15 protein-coding genes are annotated in these 18953 nt (G+C 71.8%); 3 read left to right on the top strand and 12 right to left on the bottom strand.

The window, feature by feature from the left end:
• Positions 1-30: 30 nt before the first annotated feature.
• From D581_RS0109890 to D581_RS0109900, 3 genes are all read right to left on the bottom strand, one after another.
• Positions 31-1623, bottom strand: coding sequence for a sodium/solute symporter (locus tag D581_RS0109890; RefSeq protein ID WP_018957084.1), 1593 nt, complete (start codon positions 1621-1623; stop codon positions 31-33).
• Entirely contained in the window at positions 1620-2111 is a 492-nt protein-coding gene (locus tag D581_RS01000000137060) for a DUF485 domain-containing protein (protein ID WP_051114568.1), read from the bottom strand. The genes D581_RS0109890 and D581_RS01000000137060 overlap by 4 nt, the downstream gene beginning before the upstream one ends.
• A gap of 258 nt (positions 2112-2369) precedes the next feature.
• Positions 2370-4496, bottom strand: coding sequence for a DNA gyrase/topoisomerase IV subunit B (locus D581_RS0109900; protein ID WP_018957086.1), 2127 nt, complete (start codon positions 4494-4496; stop codon positions 2370-2372).
• 445 nt (positions 4497-4941) lie between these two features.
• Between D581_RS0109900 and D581_RS0109905 the strand changes: the two genes are divergently transcribed.
• Positions 4942-5175, top strand: a complete 234-nt coding sequence (locus D581_RS0109905; RefSeq protein ID WP_018957087.1) for a DUF7455 domain-containing protein — start codon at positions 4942-4944, stop codon at positions 5173-5175.
• A gap of 146 nt (positions 5176-5321) precedes the next feature.
• On the opposite strand, the gene D581_RS0109910 is transcribed toward D581_RS0109905, so the two are convergent.
• The 6 genes from D581_RS0109910 to D581_RS0109935 all read right to left on the bottom strand — a co-directional run bounded on the left by D581_RS0109910 (position 5322) and on the right by D581_RS0109935 (position 13417).
• Positions 5322-6152, bottom strand: coding sequence for a serine protease (locus D581_RS0109910; RefSeq protein ID WP_018957088.1), 831 nt, complete (start codon positions 6150-6152; stop codon positions 5322-5324).
• 134 nt (positions 6153-6286) lie between these two features.
• Positions 6287-7834 carry an RNA polymerase sigma factor gene (locus D581_RS0109915; protein ID WP_018957089.1) on the bottom strand — a complete coding sequence of 516 codons (1548 nt, stop codon included), beginning with the start codon at positions 7832-7834 and terminating at the stop codon, positions 6287-6289.
• A gap of 322 nt (positions 7835-8156) precedes the next feature.
• Positions 8157-9023 (bottom strand): FadR/GntR family transcriptional regulator, encoded by an 867-nt coding sequence (locus tag D581_RS0109920; protein WP_018957090.1) that lies wholly within the window; start codon positions 9021-9023, stop codon positions 8157-8159.
• 181 nt (positions 9024-9204) lie between these two features.
• The gene (locus D581_RS0109925; RefSeq protein WP_018957091.1) at positions 9205-10941 is read right to left on the bottom strand and encodes an ATP-binding cassette domain-containing protein; all 1737 of its coding nucleotides are present in this window, start codon (positions 10939-10941) and stop codon (positions 9205-9207) included.
• A 144-nt stretch (positions 10942-11085) separates the two neighbouring features.
• On the bottom strand, positions 11086-11844 hold the full coding sequence (locus tag D581_RS0109930; RefSeq protein WP_018957092.1) for an NUDIX hydrolase: 759 nt from the start codon (positions 11842-11844) through the stop codon (positions 11086-11088).
• Positions 11845-12040: 196 nt separating this feature from the next.
• Positions 12041-13417: a DUF4192 domain-containing protein gene (locus tag D581_RS0109935; protein ID WP_018957093.1), complete on the bottom strand. Its 1377-nt coding sequence runs from the start codon at positions 13415-13417 to the stop codon at positions 12041-12043.
• 214 nt (positions 13418-13631) lie between these two features.
• On the opposite strand from D581_RS0109935, the gene D581_RS0109940 reads away from it, so the two are divergent.
• Positions 13632-13946: an alpha/beta fold hydrolase gene (locus D581_RS0109940; RefSeq protein ID WP_018957094.1), complete on the top strand. Its 315-nt coding sequence runs from the start codon at positions 13632-13634 to the stop codon at positions 13944-13946.
• Between the two features lie 16 nt (positions 13947-13962).
• Here the strand turns inward: D581_RS0109940 and D581_RS0109945 are convergent, their stop codons facing one another.
• Entirely contained in the window at positions 13963-16122 is a 2160-nt protein-coding gene (locus D581_RS0109945; RefSeq protein WP_018957095.1) for a RecQ family ATP-dependent DNA helicase, read from the bottom strand.
• 305 nt (positions 16123-16427) lie between these two features.
• Here D581_RS0109945 and D581_RS0109950 point away from each other — a divergent pair, with 305 nt between their 5' ends.
• A complete protein-coding gene (locus tag D581_RS0109950) occupies positions 16428-17069 on the top strand; it encodes a hypothetical protein (RefSeq protein ID WP_026290374.1) in 642 nt (213 codons plus the stop codon).
• A gap of 111 nt (positions 17070-17180) precedes the next feature.
• Here the strand turns inward: D581_RS0109950 and D581_RS0109955 are convergent, their stop codons facing one another.
• Positions 17181-17825, bottom strand: a complete 645-nt coding sequence (locus D581_RS0109955) for a hypothetical protein (RefSeq protein ID WP_018957097.1) — start codon at positions 17823-17825, stop codon at positions 17181-17183.
• A 62-nt stretch (positions 17826-17887) separates the two neighbouring features.
• A complete protein-coding gene (locus tag D581_RS0109960; RefSeq protein ID WP_020679190.1) occupies positions 17888-18598 on the bottom strand; it encodes a ribonuclease HII in 711 nt (236 codons plus the stop codon).
• Between the last annotated feature and the right edge of the window lie 355 nt (positions 18599-18953).

Genomic DNA, 18953 nt, shown 5'->3' on the forward strand with positions numbered 1-18953 from the left:
GGGCACCCTCGCACGCCCTGCACAGGCCCCCTACGCCGCCCCGGCCCCCGTCAGCGCCCGGACCTCGGCCTCGGCGTGCTTGGCCTCGTCGGGCGGCTCGGGCGAGGCGACCGTACCGATCCAGCCGGCCAGGAAGCCGAGCGGGATGGAGACCAGGCCCGGGTTCTCCAGCGGGAAGAGCTGGAAGTCCACGCCGGGGAAGAGGGACGTGGGGCTGCCCGAGACGACGGGTGAGACCAGCACCAGGACGACCGCCGGGACCAGGCCGCCGTACACGGCCCAGACCGCGCCCCTGGTCGTGAAGCCACGCCAGAACAGGGAGTAGAGCAGGGCCGGGAGGTTCGCCGACGCGGCCACCGCGAAGGCCAGGCCCACCAGGAAGGCCACGTTGAGGTCCTGGGCGAGCAGCCCGAGGCCGATCGCGACCACGCCGATTACCGCGGCGGCGACACGTGCCACGGCGACCTCGCCGTATCTCTTGCGCCCGGGGCGGCGGAGCGAGGCGTAGAGGTCGTGGGCGACGGACGCGGACGAGGCGAGCGTGATGCCCGCGACGACGGCCAGGATGGTGGCGAAGGCGATGGCGGCGACCACGGCGAAGAGAATCGTTCCGCCGGTGGACCCCTCACCGCCACCGAGGTGCAGCGCCAGCAGCGGGACCGCGGTGTTGCCCGCCGCGTTCGAGGCGCGGACCTCGGCGGAGCCGACGAGGGCGGCGGCACCGAACCCGAGCACGATCGTCATCAGGTAGAAGCCGCCGATCAGGCCGATGGACCAGACGACGGAGCGGCGCGCGGCGCGGGCGGTGGGCACCGTGTAGAAGCGCGACAGGATGTGCGGCAGCCCCGCCGTGCCGAGAACCAGGGCGACACCCAGGCTGATGAAGTCGAGGCGCGAGGTGAGATCCCCGCCGTAGCGGAGGCCGGGCGCGAGGAAGTCCTCGCCGTGGCCGCTGCGTTCGGCCGCGGTGGTGAGCAGGTTGTCGACGTTCCCGTGGAAGTGGACCAGGACGAGCACTGTGAGCGCGACGGCCCCGGCCATCAGCAGGACGGCCTTGACGATCTGGATCCAGGTGGTGGCGCGCATGCCGCCGAACGACACGTAGATCACCATGAGCGCGCCGACCCCGACCACCGTCCAGGACCGGGCCGCGTCGCTCGTCCCGCCGAGCAGCAAGGCCACGAGGCTGCCCGCGCCGACCATCTGGGCGACCAGATAGAGCACGGAGACCGTGACGGACGAGGTGCCGACGGCGGTACGCACCGGGCGCTCCGCCATCCGCGCCGCGACCACGTCGGCCAGGGTGAACCGGCCGCAGTTCCGGACGAGTTCGGCGACGAACAGCAGGACGACCAGCCACGCGACGAGGAAGCCCACCGAGTAGAGCATGCCGTCGTAGCCGAAGAGGGCGATCAGCCCGGAGATCCCGAGGAAGGAGGCCGCCGACATGTAGTCGCCGGCGAGGGCGAAACCGTTCTCCATGGGCGAGAACAGACGCCCGCCGGCGTAGAACTCCTCGGCGGAGCCCTGCCGGTTGCGGCCGACCCAGGTGGTGATGAAGAGCGTCACCGCGATGAACGCGCTGAACAGCAGCAGGGCGAGAGTCTGGTGGTCGCCCCTCAACGTCCGAGCCCTCTCGCCGTCTCCTGGCCGAGGCCCCGCGTCATCTCCCGGCCGAGGCCCCGGGTCATCTCCTGGGTGTCCCAGCGCAGATCGAGCGCCGCCCGGTCCCTGCGCAGCCGCGAGTGCCGTGCGTACGCCCAGGTGAGCAGGAACGTCGTGAGGAACTGGCCGAGACCCGCCACCATCGCGACGTTGACCGCTCCGGCGACCTGACGGGCCATCAGCTCGGGCGCGGTGGTCGCGGCGACGACGTAGGCGAGATACCAGAGCAGGAAGGCGAGGGCGGCGGGAGCCACGAAGCGGCGGTAGCGGCGGCGCACCTCGCGGAAGGCGGCGCTGCGGTGCACCTCCAGATAGATGTCGGCCGCGCTGGGCCCGGGGCCCGGGTCCGCCGCGGCGGGCGCGTCGAGCTCCGGGACGCCTGCCGTCCCGTCCCGGCCGCACCGGTCAAAGACCGGCGCGTCGTCCCACGGGTCGTCGAGCCGCACCCCCGCGGCCTCCGGCCCTTCGTCCCTCTCCACCGCACAACTCCCCTGATCCACGGACCTTTTCGGCCGCATGGCCAACCATGGGCGGTTCGAGAGGATCCCGGGCGCGCCATTCGCCCGGCTTCACCCCTTCAGGTGACAGAAGTCCCGTACGGCTGCGCGAACGCGGGGACCCGGGCCCGGGACTTCGGAAACGCACGCGGCCCCCGCTCCGGCGGTACGGGAGCGGGGGCCGACGCGGGCGCCAGGGGCCGGGGGTCAGGCGTCGATGCGCGAGCGGTCCAGGGTGGCCGCGGAGCTGGTGATGAACTCCTTGCGGGGCGCGACCTCGTTGCCCATCAGGAGGTCGAAGACCTGCTCGGAGGATTCCAGGTCGCCGATGTTGATGCGCCGCAACGTGCGGTGGCGCGGGTCCATCGTCGTCTCCGCCAGCTGATCGGCGTCCATCTCGCCCAGGCCCTTGTAGCGCTGGATCGATTCCTTGATCCGGACGTTCTTGCGCTGGAACTCCAGGAGGGTCTGGCGCAGCTCGCTGTCGGAGTAGGTGTAGACGTACTTGTCCTGGCCCTTCTTGGGCTGGACCAGCTCGATCCGGTGCAGCGGCGGGACCGCGGCGAAGACCCGCCCCGCCTCGACCATCGGGCGCATGTAGCGCTGGAAGAGGGTCAGCAGCAGGCAGCGGATGTGGGCGCCGTCGACGTCGGCGTCCACCAGCAGGACGATCTTCCCGTACCGCGCGGCGTCGATGTCGAAGGTCCGCCCGGAGCCGGCTCCTATGACCTGGATGATCGCCCCGCACTCGGCGTTCTTCAGCATGTCCGAGACGGACGACTTCTGTACGTTGAGGATTTTTCCGCGGATCGGCAGCAGCGCCTGGAACTCACTGTTCCGGGCCAGTTTGGCGGTGCCGAGCGCCGAGTCCCCCTCGACGATGAACAGTTCGCTGCGCTCGACGTCGTCGCTGCGGCAGTCGGCGAGCTTGGCGGGCAGCGAGGAGGACTCCAGGGCCGTCTTGCGGCGCTGGGCGTCCTTGTGCTGCCGGGCGGCGATCCGGGTGCGGGCGGCGGCGACGGCCTTCTCCAGCACCGCCCTGGCCTGGGCCTTGGCGTCCCGCTTCGTCGAGGTCAGGAAGGCCTTGAGCTCCTTGGCGACCACGCCGGCCACGATCCGGTTGGCCGCGGAGGTGCCGAGCACCTCCTTGGTCTGCCCCTCGAACTGCGGCTCGGCGAGCCGTACGGTGACGACGGCGGTGAGCCCTTCGAGGGCGTCGTCCTTGACGACGTCGTCCTCGGCGACCCGCAGCATCTTGGCGGAGCGCAGCGCCTCGTTCACGGTCTTGGTCAGGGAGCGCTCGAACCCGCTGACGTGGGTGCCGCCCTTGGGGGTGGCGATGATGTTCACGAACGACCGTACGGTCGTGTCGTAGCCGGTGCCCCAGCGCAGCGCGATGTCGACGGCCAGCTCACGGGTGACCTCGGTGGCGGTCATGTGGCCGCGGTCGTCGAGGACGGGCACGGTCTCCTTGAAGGTGCCGGTGCCGCTGAGGCGCTGGACGTCGCAGACGGCCTTGTCCTGGGCCAGGTACTCGCAGAACTCGCTGATGCCGCCGTCGAAGCGGAACGTCTCCTCGGTCTTGCCCTCGCCGTCCAGCCCCCGCTCGTCGCGGACGATGATCGTCAGGCCGGGGACGAGGAAGGCCGTCTGGCGGGCGCGCTGGTAGAGCGTGTCCAGGTTGAGCTTGGCGTCCTTGAGGAAGATCTGGCGGTCCGCCCAGTACCGCACCCGGGTACCGGTACGGGTCTTGGGGACGCGCTTGCCCTTGCGCAGGCCGTTGGCCGGGTCGAACGGGCTGTCCGGCCCCTGTTCGGTGAACATGCCGGGGACACCGCGCCGGAAGCTGATGGAGTGGGTCGCGCTGTTGCGGTCGACCTCGACGTCCAGGCGGGCGGAGAGGGCGTTGACCACGGAGGCGCCGACGCCGTGGAGGCCGCCCGAGGCGGCGTAGGAGCCGCCGCCGAACTTCCCTCCGGCGTGCAGCTTGGTCATGACGACCTCGATGCCGGAGAGACCCGTCTTGGGCTCGACGTCGACCGGGATGCCACGGCCGTTGTCCCGGACCTCGACGGAGGCGTCGTCGTGGAGGATGACCTCGATCTGGTCGCAGTGGCCGCCGAGGGCTTCGTCGACGGAGTTGTCGATGATCTCCCAGAGGCAGTGCATCAGGCCACGGCTGTCGGTGGACCCGATGTACATGCCGGGCCGCTTGCGGACCGCCTCAAGACCTTCGAGGACGAGAAGGTGCCGCGCGGTGTAGTTGGAGCTGTCCCGGTCGCCGCCTGCTCCGGTCAGCATCGCGGTGGACGGCACGGACGTTTCGGCGGTCACGCGGTTCGCTCCTCGCTGAATTTCATCTGGGCCCCCGTGGGTACAGGGTTGGTCTTCGGTTGCCGCTGAGAGCCTACAGAGGCCTGGTAGAGCGGTTGTAACGCCACCCTCGGGGAATCCTCATGCTAGTCGAGCTTCTTCCGGGCTCGCATGGGTGTTCGATCATTCGTTGGAGTGACGTGCACATCACGTTCCCTTCGGCGCATGAACCATTTAGGCTCCGGGCACGTCCTCATGAACAAACCGGCAAGCCGGCCGGCGGGACCGACCCCTAGACAAGCAATGCGAAACCGTAGCGCTCCGCATACGGCACATTCGCCGCCAACCGGCGACAGACAGCCACACCGAGAAGAAGTTTCGAAGAAAAGCCACGAGCGGGAACGTTTTCGGCCTGGTTGGATGTTGACCCTGGTACGACAGCTCGTCGAGCTAGAGAAGAGGCGACGTGACTACTGTTCTGACCCCCGCGAGCCCGCTGACCGCAGCAGACCGCTGTGACCGTTGCGGCGCCCAGGCATATCTGCGTGTCGTCCTGATCAGTGGCGGTGAACTGCTCTTCTGCGCCCACCACGGGCGCAAGTTCGAGCCGGAACTCAAGAAGATCGCCGCGGAAATACAGGATGAAACGGATCGGCTCACCGCCGTGCAGACGGCTGCCGCCGACGAGGAACAACACTGATACCTCGCATCCACGACGAGCCAGGGGCCGGTCCAGGACCGGCCGACGGGCGGCTTCCCCACCGGGGGAGCCGCCCGTTCTCGTCGGCGAGGCCCCGCGCGGACCCAGCGCGGGGAATCACCGCCCGCACTCGGTCCCGGCGCGGATCAGACGCGGCCCTCGGCCCAGTCCAGCGCGGCGGAGACCCGCGTGTACACCCCCGGGCTGCCCGCGCGCCCGCAGCCGCTGCCCCAGGACACCAGCCCGATGAGCCGCCCACGGGCCACCAGCGGCCCGCCGCTGTCGCCCTGGCACGCATCCCTGCCACCCGCCGGATCGCCCGCACAGAGCATCGCCGAGGCCTTGTACGTGCCCTCCTGGCCGCCCGGGTAGGCCCGCGCGCAGTCGCTGTCCGGCAGGACCTGGACCCGCGCGGAGCGCAGCACGGAGGCGTACGCGCCGCTCCCCGTCGTATCGCCCCACCCGTAGACGGCCGCCGCCGTACCGGCCCGGTAGGCGGGGTCCCCGCCCTTGGCCGTCGGGATGACGCCGCCCTTCGGCATCGCGCGGGACAGCGTCAGCACCGCGAGGTCGCCGGCGTTGGAGGCGGGGTCGTACGCCGGGTTCACCCAGATGGACCGGACCGGGATCTCCTGGCCGCCGGAGTCACTCAGCCGCTCCCGGCCGGCGATGACCAGCAGATCCCTCACCCGCTCCGCCGGCCCACCGAGCGCCTCGTCACTCAGACAGTGGGCGGCCGTCAGGATCTTCGTGGGCGCCACGGCGACGCCGCCGCAGAACTGTCCCGAGCGCGCCCCTCCGAACCGGTCCCGGCTCGACAGCGCCACCGCCCAGGGGCTGTCCGCCACCGGAGCGGGCTGTCCGCCGACGATGATGCTGTCCGCGACCGCCGCGGAGGGCTTGGCGAGGGGCGCCACGGTCGCGGCGGCGGTCAGGGCGAGCACCCCGGTCAGGGCACGGACGACGGAACGGGGCATGGAGGCTCCTGACGCTGAGGCGGTAACGGTCCACCCAGCGTGATCCAGCCGGTCACCGTCCGCACCCGAGGACACGCCGGAGGGCCCGGATCCCCTGGGGGTTCCGGGCCCTCGGCCGGTGAATCTTCCGCGATCTAGTCGAGGTAGTCGCGCAGCACCTGCGAGCGGGACGGGTGCCGAAGCTTCGACATCGTCTTCGACTCGATCTGACGGATGCGCTCACGCGTCACGCCGTAGACCTTGCCGATCTCGTCGAGCGTCTTCGGCTGACCGTCGGTGAGACCGAAGCGCATCGAGACCACGCCGGCCTCACGCTCGGAGAGCGTGTCGAGCACGGAGTGGAGCTGCTCCTGGAGAAGCGTGAAGCTGACCGCGTCCGCCGGGACCACGGCCTCGGAGTCCTCGATCAGGTCACCGAACTCGCTGTCGCCGTCCTCACCGAGCGGGGTGTGCAGCGAGATCGGCTCACGACCGTACTTCTGGACCTCGATGACCTTCTCGGGGGTCATGTCGAGTTCCTTGGCCAGCTCCTCCGGGGTGGGCTCGCGGCCCAGGTCCTGGAGCATCTGGCGCTGCACGCGCGCGAGCTTGTTGATGACCTCGACCATGTGCACCGGGATACGGATGGTGCGGGCCTGGTCGGCCATCGCGCGGGTGATCGCCTGACGGATCCACCAGGTGGCGTACGTGGAGAACTTGTAGCCCTTGGTGTAGTCGAACTTCTCGACCGCGCGGATCAGACCGAGGTTGCCCTCCTGGATCAGGTCCAGGAAGAGCATGCCGCGACCGGTGTAGCGCTTGGCCAGGGAGACCACCAGGCGGAGGTTGGCCTCCAGAAGGTGGTTCTTGGCCCGTCGGCCGTCCTCGGCGATGATCTCCAGCTCGCGCTTGAGCTTCGGCGCGAGCTTGTCGGCGTTCGCCAGCTTGTCCTCGGCGAAGAGGCCGGCCTCGATGCGCTTGGCGAGCTCGACCTCCTGCTCGGCGTTGAGGAGGGGAACCTTGCCGATCTGCTTCAGGTAGTCCTTGACCGGGTCGGCGGTGGCGCCGGCGACGGCGACCTGCTGCGCGGGTGCGTCGTCCTCGTCGTCGTCGGAGAGGACGAAGCCCTTGTTCTCGCCCTCGCCCTCCTCTTCCTCGCCCTTGGCGGCCTTGACTTCCTCGGCCGCCTCGTCGCCGTCGAGGATCTCGTCGTCCTGCTTGCCGGACTTCTTCGCCGCTGTCTTCTTCGCGGCGGTCTTCTTCGCGGCGGTCTTCTTGGCAGCCGTCTTCTTGGCAGCCGTCTTCTTGGCGGGAGCGGCCGCGACGGCGTCGTCGGCCACCGCGTCCGCACTCTCGGCCGCCGGGGCGGCCGTGGCCGCGACGGTCCTGGTCACGGTGGTCTTGGCCGCGACAGTCTTGGTGGCGGTGCGCTTGACCGGGCTCTTCGCTGCGACGCTCTTGCGGGCGCGCTTCGGCGACTCCGCGGCACTGACCATCAGCGTCACACCCTCTTCCTCGAGGATCTGGTTGAGGCTGCGCAGAACGTTCTTCCACTGGGTTGGCGGAATCTGGTCAGCCTCGAAGGCCCGACGCACGTCATCGCCGGCGATCTGCCCATCAGCCTTTCCCCGCTCGATGAGCGCCATCACAGATTCGGACTCGGCGATCTCCGGCGGGAGCGTACGGGATGTGCTGGCCGACACGAACAACCTCTCGGAACGATGGAAACGGCTTCCGGCCCGGCCCTGGAGAGGGCTGGAACCGACGACCGTCGACTGGGGATGTCGCCGACGGCGCGGGTTTGGCCTCAGAACTGCACAGCGCACCCGAGGGCTGCTGTATTCCTTCCGCGACGCTCACCTCTTAAGTCATCGCGCTGCTTCGAGGAGTGTTACGGCCGATCCGCGTGGTCCGAGTCACACCCCATACGCGACGAAATGGGCCAAGGGTGCCATCCCCCCACAATTATCCCGCCGGACCCGTGCGGCCGGCGGTGCCGGGCCCACGCCCCCGGCCGCGCTTCGGTCAGTGCTCGCGCGGCGCGGGAACCACACGCTCGACGTCGGGGTGGACGACGAGCAGTTGGCGCATGGCCGTCTCGGCCGCCCCGGAATCACCGGAGGCGAGGGCGTCGGCGATGCGCGCGTGGTGCGCGAGCGAGGTCTCGCCCGGACGGTCACAGCCGGTGACCGGACCGCCGGAGACATGAAGGGCGGCCGAGACGATGCCGGAAAGGTGTTCGAGCATCCGATTGCCCGCCGCCTGGATGAGCAGGGCGTGGAACTCCGCGTCGGCACGGGAGAAGGTGATCGTGTCCCCCTGCCCCATCGCGTGCCCCATGATCTCCACCATGTCGCCGAGCCGCTGCTGAAGGTCGTCCCGGCCGTGCCCGGCCGCGAGGCGGGCGGCGAGCGGTTCGATGGTCCAGCGGAGCTCGGCCAGCTCACGGCGCTGGTCGTCGCGCTGCGGACCGAAGGCCCGCCATTCGATGATGTCGGGATCCAGCAGGTTCCAGTCGCTGACCGGGCGGACCCTCGTACCCACATTGGGGCGCGCGCTGACCAGCCCCTTGGCTTCGAGGACGCGCAGGGATTCGCGTACGACGGTGCGGGACACCTCGAACCGCTGGCCGATCTCCTCGGGAACGAGGGGGCGGTCCGCGCCGAGGTCACCGGAGACGATCATCTGGCCGAGCTGCTGGACGAGTTGGCCGTGGAGACCGCGCCCCCGGCTGGCAGACCCGCGTCGGCTCGCCCGCCCCAGCTCGGAATCGGAACCGCCCCAGGCCCGGGAAGCGGCACGCTCGCCGGCCGGCGCCTCCGTATAGGGGTAGCGGTCGAGTTCGCCCGCGCCGGCCAGGCCGGAATCGGCAGTGCGGGCGGCGGTCATCATGGTGTGCGCAAGGGTACTCACGCATCCTTTGTCGGCGCGGCTCGCCCACCCCTTGAGGTCTTTGGTGAAAAGCACACGAAAGGGTGATCGGCGCTCGCTCCGCAATTGACGCCATATCCCCACAGATCAGTCATTTCTCAGGGAGTTGTGGACCTCTGCCCTCGATGCGGGGCGACGGCGGTCACCAACGCGCCTTTCCCCGAAGGCTGGTGAACAGATACGCGCAGATCAGGGCTGACAACGACAGGGCGAGTGCGGTGCCGACGGGCTGCGCCACCACCCGCGCGACGGCCAGGACCCAGTGGTCCGCCTGCTGCGGCAGCTGCCACCCGGCCAGTTCGCGCAGTCGGCCCGGGAGCCCGGCGACCGAACGCGCGGACGGCGCCGCGAAGAGCTTCTGCACCAGCGGAACGACGAGTACCGGAACGGCCAGCACCGCGGCGATCCCCGCCCCGGCCACCCGGAAGACACCGGCGGCCAACAGCCCCGCCCAGGCGCAGCCGACCGTCAGACCGGCCCAACTCGCGCCGAGCGCGACGGCGTTCGAGGGGATCTCGATCAAGTCCGGCCCGTACACGAGCCGGAGACTCTGCGCTCCGCACACCACGGCGAGGCCCGCGAGCAGCAGAGCGAAGCTCGCGGTCACGGTGAGCTTGGCCAGCAGCAGACCGAGCCGCCGGGGCACGGTGCCGCGCGCGGCGGCGAGTGCCGGATACCGGAACTCGTCCCCGAAGGACAACGCCCCGAGCAGACCCGCGCCGAGCGCGGCGGGAGGGAGCGGCAGCAGAGCGGGCCACGCGGCGAGCACACGGGGCAGCGCGGTGCCGTCCGTGCGGGCGAGCAGGACGGACACCGCGGCCGACACCACCAGAACGGCCGCCATGATCATGGCCGTTGTACGGACGCCCAGGGAGCGTCGCAGTTCGTACCGGAGGGGGTGCAGGGGGCCGCGCGCGGGGCGCACCCGGATCGGGGGCGGCAGCTCGGACAGCGCGACGGTCGAGTCGCCCCGTTCCTCGCTCCCGGCCCCCGCCGGGGTGGCCGGCCCGGTGTCGCCGATCTCGTCGGCGAGCCGGTGCACGGGGACGCCGTGCCGGTACGCGGTGTCGCCGATCTCCGCGCAACTGCTGCCGTACACCGTCAGCCGGCCGCTCGACTCCTCGACCACCTCGACGGAGCGCCGCGCCGCGCGGGCCTCCCGGCTGACCACGGCGGCCAGCCTGGCCGCGTGCGGGGTGCGGACGGCGACCCGGGCCCGGAGCCGGGTGCGGGCGAAGTCGGAGACGTCCTGGTCCGCGACGAGACGCCCGCCGCCGATGGTGACGACGCGGTCGGCCGTGCGGGCCGCCTCCTTGGGGTCGCCGGTGGTGTAGAGGACCGTGCCGCCCTGGTCCGCGTGCGCGCGCAACAGCCCGTACAGCCAACTGTTCTCCCGCGGGGACAGCCCCTCCGCCGGCTCGTCCAGGATCAGGGTGTGGGGGTCCCCGAGCAGCGCGGAGGCGAGGCCGAGCCGCCGGTCCATCCCCACCGAGAGGGCGCCCAGGCGCTGGTCCCCGAGCCCGGCGAGACCGACGACCTCGAGCACCTCGTCGGCCCTGGCCGCGGGCGCGCCCGCGGCCGCGCAGAGCATACGGAGCTGTCCTCGGGCGGTCCGGGCGGGATGACCCGGTACGTCGCCGAGCAGTACGCCCACCTCCCGTGCCGGGTGGGCGATGCGGTGCAGCGGCCTCCCCCGGAAGTAGGCGACGCCTCGCCCCGCGTCCAGTTCGAGCATCAGCCGCAGGGCCGTGGTCCTGCCCGAGCGGGGGGCGCCCAGCAGGGCCGTGACACGGCCGGGGGGAGCCTCGAAGGTCAGATCGTTCACGGCGGGCGGAGCGTCGCGACGTGGGGTGCTGGTGAGTCCGATGGCCTGGAGCATCGCTTCTCTCGCGTCTCTCGCGGAAGGTGAGACCGCTCGGCGGCAGGGGGTACCGCAGCAACATAACGCGACATTTCAGACTTTTGGCGCAGGGGTGGGCCGACAGGCGTTCCGCGAGGCCGTCGCAGCGGAACGCCCGGTGGCTCAGACCTCGGGTCGCAGCATCGGCGGATTGAGCACCGTGGCCGCCCCGGCCCGGAACAACTGCGCGGGCCGACCTCCCTGACGCGTGGTCGTCCCACCGGAAGGCACCAGGAATCCGGGTGTTCCGGTGACCTTGCGGTGGAAGTTACGGGGGTCGAGGACCACACCCCAGACCGCTTCGTACACCCGGCGCAGCTCGCCGACCGTGAATTCCGGCGGACAGAACGCGGTGGCCAGCGAGGAGTACTCGATCTTGGAGCGGGCGCGCTCCACGCCGTCGGCCAGGATCCGCGCATGGTCGAAGGCCAGCGGCGCCGCCTGCTCGCCCTCCCGTCCGGCGGCGGGATGCAGCAGGTCCTCGACCGGCGCCCAGCGCGCGCTGTTGGCATCGCCGCCCGCCCGGGGTGCGGGCAGGTCCGGCGCGAGGGCGAGGTGGGCGACGCTGACCACCCGCATCCGGGGGTCGCGGGCCGGATCCCCGTACGTGGCCAACTGCTCCAGATGGGCCCCGTTGCCCGCGGCCGGTCTCGCCGGGTCGTGCGCGCAGAGGCCGGTTTCCTCGACGAGTTCACGCGCCGCCGCGGACCCCAGGTCCTCGTCCATCCTGACGAAACCACCGGGCAGCGCCCAGCTGCCCTGGAACGGAGTCTCTCCACGGCGGACGACCAACGCGCAGAGCGCGTGACGGCGCACCGTGAGCACGACCAGGTCGACGGTGACAGCGAAGGGCGGGAAGGTCGACGGGTCGTAGGGCGGCATGCCGCGATCATAGTCGTCTTCCTGACGATAAACACTCCCTTCGGCATGCTCGTGATCAGTCGGGGCGTCACGATTTCGGATGCGTGGCGATCAGTCGGGCGGTGGCCCGGACCCCGACGGCCGGCGGACCGGGCCGGACGGCCGGCCCGCAGGCCGGGACGGACTTGCCCCGGCGGTTTCCCGGCTCGCACCCGGGTCACCTCCGCGTCCTGCTGCCGCGTCGCCCGTACTGCCGGGCCTCGTGCGACCGCCGCCCGGCCACCGAGGCCCGGGGACGGGCCGAAGCGGGTGACGGCTTCACCCGCCCCACACCCGGGCGCCGGTGAGGGCGCCCCCGCCGCCGGCCCCCGTCCGGCAGCGGGCGGACCTTGCGGACGCGCAGCGAGGTGGCGCCCCGGTCGGCGGCGGTCTCCATCACCCCCCGCACGGCCCGGGTGTCGGGGCTCGCCCCGTCCGCGGCCTCGCGCAGGCAACGGCGCAGGGCCTCCGGGTCGAGCCCTTCGTTGCAGGCCCGGTGCAGCAGCTGGGCGAACGTGTAGCCGGGATCGGCGCGCAGCGCCAGCGTCAGGGCGACCCGCGCGCCCGGTTCGTCGCCCGTGGACCAGGAGACCCAGCCCGCCAGGGTGAGCGGGGCGGCGGCGTGCTCCCCGTAGGGTCCGACGCAACGCCGTGCCAGCGTCCGCCAGAGCCGCAGGGCCGCTTGCGCTTCCGCCCCCTCCATCCAGGCCGCGGCCTTGTCCCGGGTCTCCCGGTCCTGGAGCCCGAGGATGACGGCCGCGGCCTCGTCGGAGCCGATCAACTGGTCGTCCCCGGCGTCCGAGAGCGCGGGCGGTGCGGGCTGCGTCTCCTCGATGCGGTCCATGAGGGTGCGCGCCAGCCGGAGGGTCTCCGCGGCGACCTCCCCCCGGGCCCGCTCGTCGAGGAGCCGCGGGATCAGCGCGGGCCCCGCCCTGTCCAGGGCCTCCTCCTGCGCGGCCACGGCTGCCGGGGTCCGCCAGGGCCGGAGCCGCGCCTCCATGTCGCGCAGCGTGCCCCGCACATGGACGCCCGCGTAGGCGGCCGCCGCGGCCATCACCGTGGTGCCGGGCATGGCCAGGGGATTTCCCTGGTCGGGACAGCACCGGGGGTCGGGGCAGCAGTAGGACCAGTAGCGGCCGTCGGAGATGCAGAGCGCTTCGAGGACGGGAACGTCGAGTGCTCCGCACGCCGTGCGCAGGCGTTGCGCGAAAGGCCTGAGCCGCTCCATCGTGAGCCTGCCGCCCGACCCGTCCGGAGAGTCCTGGCAGAGGAAGATCACGATCGCGTCGGGTCGTCCTTCGCGGCGCTCGCTCCCCGATACCAGGCAATCCGCCAACTGGTCGGCGACCGGTCCCCATTCGCCGGGCGACTGCGGAATTCCGAGACGGAGCCGGCCGCCGAACCGGCCCTGGCCGCCGTGCAGGGCGACCATCACGACGCTGTCGTTGGGATAGAAGCCCATCAGATACGGGAGGGCGTCGGCGAGCTCGGCGGGGCCGCGCAGGGTGATCTGCTGCTCCGCGGCCGGGCCGGTGGATTCATGGTGCTTGTTCATGCCTTGACGGTCCCTCAGTCCGCCCCGCCCCGCGACCCCTGTGGATAACGTTATCCACAGGGGTCGCTCCCGTTGCTCGGGGCGCACTATCGTGCTGTGCTCGGTCCGGTTCGCGCCTCTCGACCCTGGAGGCGAGCACACCCGGGCCGGATCAACTCGGTTTCGACCTGCCGTAGTTCGCCGCTGCCAGGGACCGCTCGCCGGGGAGGGCGTCGTGCTGCTGCACGCATCGGGATACCGCACTCTGGCACCCGACCAGCGGGGGTACTCGCCCCGGGCCCGGCCGCGCGGCAGGATCTCCTACCGCATGTCCCAGCTCACCGAGGACGTCGTCGCCCTCATCGAGGCAACCGCACCCCGCGGCGGCAAGGCGCACGTCGTCGGGCACGACTGGGGAGCCGCGGTCGCCTGGACGCCGGCCGCGGCCTGGCCGGAGTCGGGCACTGGATTCCGGAGCTGGCCGCTCCAGCAGTGGCAGGACTCCTGCGCGTTCACCTTTCGAGCTCGCTCCGGGGGCCGGCGACGGTAGAGCGACCTGGGCTCGGCTATCCCGCCACGGCCAGGACCAGCGGGAGCACCTGACCGGCACCGGCCTGACGGAGCAGGCGCGCGCCCACGGCGAGGGTCCAGCCGGAGTCCGTGGAGTCGTCGACGAGCAGAACCGGGCCATGGGCTTCGGCCAGCGCGGCGGCGAGTTCGTCGGGCACCGTGAACGAGTCGGCCAGGGCACGCAGCCGCTGGGCGGAATTGCTGCGGTGCGCGGCGTGCTCGTCGGCATGCGGGGTGTAGGCCAGGCTGCCCAGGAACGGGAGCCTCCCGACCCGGGCCACGCCCTCGCCCAGGGACGTGACCAGTTGGGGGCGAGTGCGTGACGGCACGACGACCACCCCCACGGGGCGCGGCACCGCGTCGGGAGATCCGCCCGCCCAGCCGCCCGGCGAGCGGGCCCAGTCCGCCAGCACCGCCACCACGGCGTTCAGTACGTCGTCAGGGACCGGCCCGTCCGCCGCCTGCGCCGACAGGAGCGGGCGCAGCCGGTTGCCCCAGCCGATGTCGGACAGCCTTCCCAGCGCACGTCCCGTCATCGCCTGCTGCCCCGCGGGAATTCGGCCCTTCAGGTCCATGCCTACCGAGGCCAGGCCCGTCGGCCACATCTTGCGGGGCTCGACCTCGACGCCCGGCCGGTCCAGCTCACCGGTCGCCGCCGAGAGGGCCGAGGAGGAGACGGCCGGGTCCAGCCAGGGGCCGGCGCAGTTGTCGCAGCGGCCGCACGGCACCGCCTTCTCGTCGTCGAGCTGCCGCTGCAGGAACTCCATGCGGCACCCCGTGGTCGCCACGTAGTCCCGCATCGCCTGCTGCTCCGCCGCCCGCTGCTTCGCGACCCACGCGTACCGCTCCGCGTCGTACGCCCACGGCTGTCCCGTCGCGGTCCAGCCGCCCTTCACGCGCTTGACCGCACCGTCCACGTCCAGGACCTTCAGCATCGTCTCCAGGCGCGAGCGCCGAAGATCCACCAACGGCTCCAGCGCCGGCAGCGACAACGGACGGCCCGCCTGCCCCAGCACGTCCAGGGTGCGCCGCACCTGCTCCTCGGGCGGGAAGCCCACCGAAGCGAAATACGCCCAGATCGCCTCGTCCTCCCTGCCCGGAAGCAGCAGGACATCGGCATGGTCCACGCCGCGCCCGGCACGCCCCACCTGCTGGTAGTACGCGATCGGCGACGAGGGTGATCCGAGGTGCACCACGAAGCCGAGGTCCGGCTTGTCGAAACCCATCCCCAGTGCGGAGGTCGCCACCAGGGCCTTCACCCGGTTCGCCTGCAGATCCTCCTCCGCCCGCAACCGGTCCGCGTTCTCCGTCTTCCCCGTGTACGAGGCCACCGGATATCCGCGCTGCCGCAGGAACGCGGCGACCTCCTCCGCCGCCGCCACCGTCAGCGTGTAGATGATCCCCGAACCCTGCAGATCCCCCAGCCGCTCCCCCAGCCACGCGAGCCGGTGCGCCGCGTTCGGCAGCTCCAGCACGCCCAGCCGCAGGCTCTCGCGGTCCAGCGGCCCCCGCAGCACCAACGCGTCCCCGCCCCCGGTGCCCAATTGCTCCGCCACGTCCGCGGTCACCCGCGCGTTCGCCGTGGCGGTGGTGGCGAGCACCGGCACTCCCGCCGGCAGCTCCGCGAGCATCGTGCGCAGGCGACGGTAGTCGGGCCGGAAATCATGGCCCCAGTCGGAAATGCAGTGCGCCTCGTCGACCACCAGCAGGCCGGTCGTCGCCGCGAGCCTGGGCAGCACCTGATCACGGAAGTCCACGGAGTTGAGGCGCTCCGGGCTCACCAGGAGCACGTCGGTCTCGCCGCGCTCCACCTCCCCGTAGATCGTCTCCCATTCCTCGGGGTTGGCCGAGTTGATGGTGCGTGCCTGGATGCCTGCCCGCGCCGCCGACTCGACCTGGTTGCGCATCAACGCCAAGAGCGGCGAGATGATCACTGTCGGTCCGGCTCCGCGCCGCCGCAGCAGCGCGGTGGCCACGAAATACACCGCGGACTTGCCCCACCCCGTGCGCTGGACCACCAGCGCGCGACGGCGCTCCTCCACCAGGGCCGCCACCGCCTGCCACTGATCCTCCCGCAGCCGCGCCGACCCTCCGGGCGCACCGACCAGCTCAGCGAGGATGGCGTCGGCTTCGGTGCGGAGCTCCAGGGTGTCCATGCCTCCATGCAACCCGATGGGACTGACAATCAGCGAATCCATCCACCGCGACGACGGTGTTTCTGCTGGTCCTCGCGATTCAGGGGGGACGGAGGGAGTCATCCCGGGCGGGTATGGGCAGGGATATCAGTGTCATTCCGGCTGATTCCCGTCAGCCACAGCAATTGCTCGTTGCCGCCTGCCGGTAGGCCAGGGAGAATTGGAGCCGCCCCCGCACAGTTCCTCATCGGGCCCGGAAGGGCTGTGCCGCGGCGCGCCCTCATTCGACCCTGCCCGCACCGTGGGCGCGTAGCGAAGGGAGGACCGTGACCTTCGGATTCGCCCCGTCCACAGTCACTTCGACAGCGGCGTCCTCGGTTTCCGCAGACTCCGACAACCGCCTTGCCCGGATGCTCGAACCAGCGGAGTGGGCCTCGGCGGGCATACCCCTGCTCCGGAGTCCCCGGGAGGTCGTCAGCGGGCTGCATTCCCGGCACCGGCCGACTCCGGCCACCGCCGTGGTCGCGGTCCTCGATCATGAGGAACGGCTCACGGCGAGCGCCTCGTTCGCCCGCCGGTCGACGGTGGCCGCGGACGGCTGGGAGTTCCGCAACGCCCTGCTGGCACAGCTGCGGCGCGTCATCCCGCACGATCTGCGACGCCGCACTCCGGTCCGTACGGCCGTGCTCCTGTACTGCCGCGACGGCGACGAGCGCTGGACCGAGGAGGACGGTGCGTGGATGTGGGGCCTGCGGGACGCCTGCACCCTGCACGGCCTCCGCTGCGGCGCCTACATCACGCTCACCCGCGGGGGCTGGCAGGTGCTCGGCGAGGGAAGGGGCGGGCGGCGGCCCAGTTCGCTGTCGGAGCCGGCGCTCCTGGCCGACGCCCTCGTCGAGCACCGGACCACGCCGACGCGGTCGGGCGGCGGAGCGGCGGAGGCGCTGCGGCACACCGCCGCCCGCTGAGCGAGCACGGCGCACCTGCCGGGCGGGCACCGGCCGGTGCCCGTGGCCGGGCGACCGGCGGTGGTGCTCCCGCCCGCCCGTGGGGGTGGCCGGGAGCACCGGTGGGTGTGTTCAGACCCCGGCGCCGAGTGCGGAGTTGACCGTCTGCGGGTCTCCGCAGACGATCAGCAGCGCGGCGGCGCGGTCACGCGCGACGGGCAGGGTACGGGCCACGGCCGGGTCCGCGTCGTCGTTGACGGCGACGACGACCACGGGCCGGGACGTGGCCCGGTCCGCCGCGGAGATGTCGGCGAAGAAGACGTCGTCGCCCGCGTCGTGCTGGGCCCAGTACGCGGCTTCGCCGAAGGACAGCTCGTGGGCGGCCCACGGGTGCTGTTCGCCGGTGGTGAGCACCAGGATGTCGCCCGGTGCGCGACCGGACTCCAGCAGCAGGTCGACTGCTTCCTCGGCCGCGTCGAGTGCTCCGGCCGCCGGGGCCGGGATCAGCTGGACCTGCGGCGCGGAACGATTCTCCGTCGGCTCCGGACGGGCGGGGGCCGGCGCCGGAGCGGGGGGTGCCGCGGGGGCGGGCTGGGCGCGCTGCGCCGGGGGCGCGGGGCGCGCGGGGCCGGGACCCGGACGGCCGGGACGCGGGGTGGCCGCGGAACGCGGACCGGGTACGGGACGGGGGGTCGGCGCGGTGCGGCCTGCGGCCGGAGTGACGCGGGGACCCTGGGCGCTCTCGGGAATCTGAGGCTCCTCGGAGATCAGAGGCATGAAGGTGGTCTGTGGCGAACGCCGATGTCGTCGGCGTCGGTGGGAGGGGCGCGTGTGCGCGATCAGAATTCGAAGCCGAGCTGGCCCCCGCTTTCGAGTGCGGCCGCCTCGGCGGAAAAACGGACCTTCTTCAGGTGCTGCCACCGGGGCAGCGCGTCCAGATACGCCCAGGAGAGGCGGTGATGGGCCGTGGGCCCCCGCTCCTCCAGCGCGGCCCGGTGCACGGGCGAGGGATACCCCGCGTTGGCACCGAAGGCGAAGTCGGCGCAGTCCTCGGACGCGGCGCCCAGCTCGGCCATCATCCGGTCACGGTGCACCTTGGCGATCACCGAGGCAGCCGCGACCGCGATACAGGACTGATCGCCCTTGATCACGGTACGGACCTTCCAGGGAACGCCCAGATAGTCGTGCTTGCCGTCGAGTATCACCGCGTCGGGGCGCACCGGCAGCCCCTCCAGGGCGCGCACGGCGGCGAGCCGGAGGGCGGCGGTCATTCCGAGGTCGTCGATCTCCCGCGGCGAGGCGTCGCCCAGCGCGTAGGCGGTGACCCAGCTCCGCAGCACGGGAGCCAGCTCGGCGCGCCGCCGGGGGGTCAACAGCTTGGAATCGGTGAGGCCTTCGGGCGGTCGGCGCAGACCGGTGACCGCCGCGCACACGGTGACGGGGCCGGCCCACGCTCCGCGTCCGACCTCATCGACACCGGCGACGGTCCTGGCACCGGTGGTAGCGCGAAGTGAGCGCTCGACGGTGTGCGTGGGTGCTTCGTACGGCATGGCGCCAGCCAGCGTACGCCGAGAGCCACGGCAACAACACCCCGGGGCGCCGTGCGTCCTGCGAATCAGTCTGCGGAGGCGGATTCGAGGTCCCGCCGCCCCCGTTATGTTTTCTGTGGTTCCGCAACGGAGCCGCTGGCCTCCGGGCTCGGCATGACTGTGTCCCCCTGTCGAAGGAATGACCTGGGGGGTGGTGTCACCGGGCCCGGGGGTGTTCGTCGGAGACGCTGATCAGAGGTCCGGCCACCGTCCGGTCCGGCGCAATGCCGGACAGTTCGCGGGCGGCAGGTCTGCATAACGTGGATGCGCGAGCACGACACCCGAGCCGAGGCCGGCACCGTCAACACCCCTGAAG

The organism is Streptomyces sp. CNB091 (assembly GCF_000377965.1).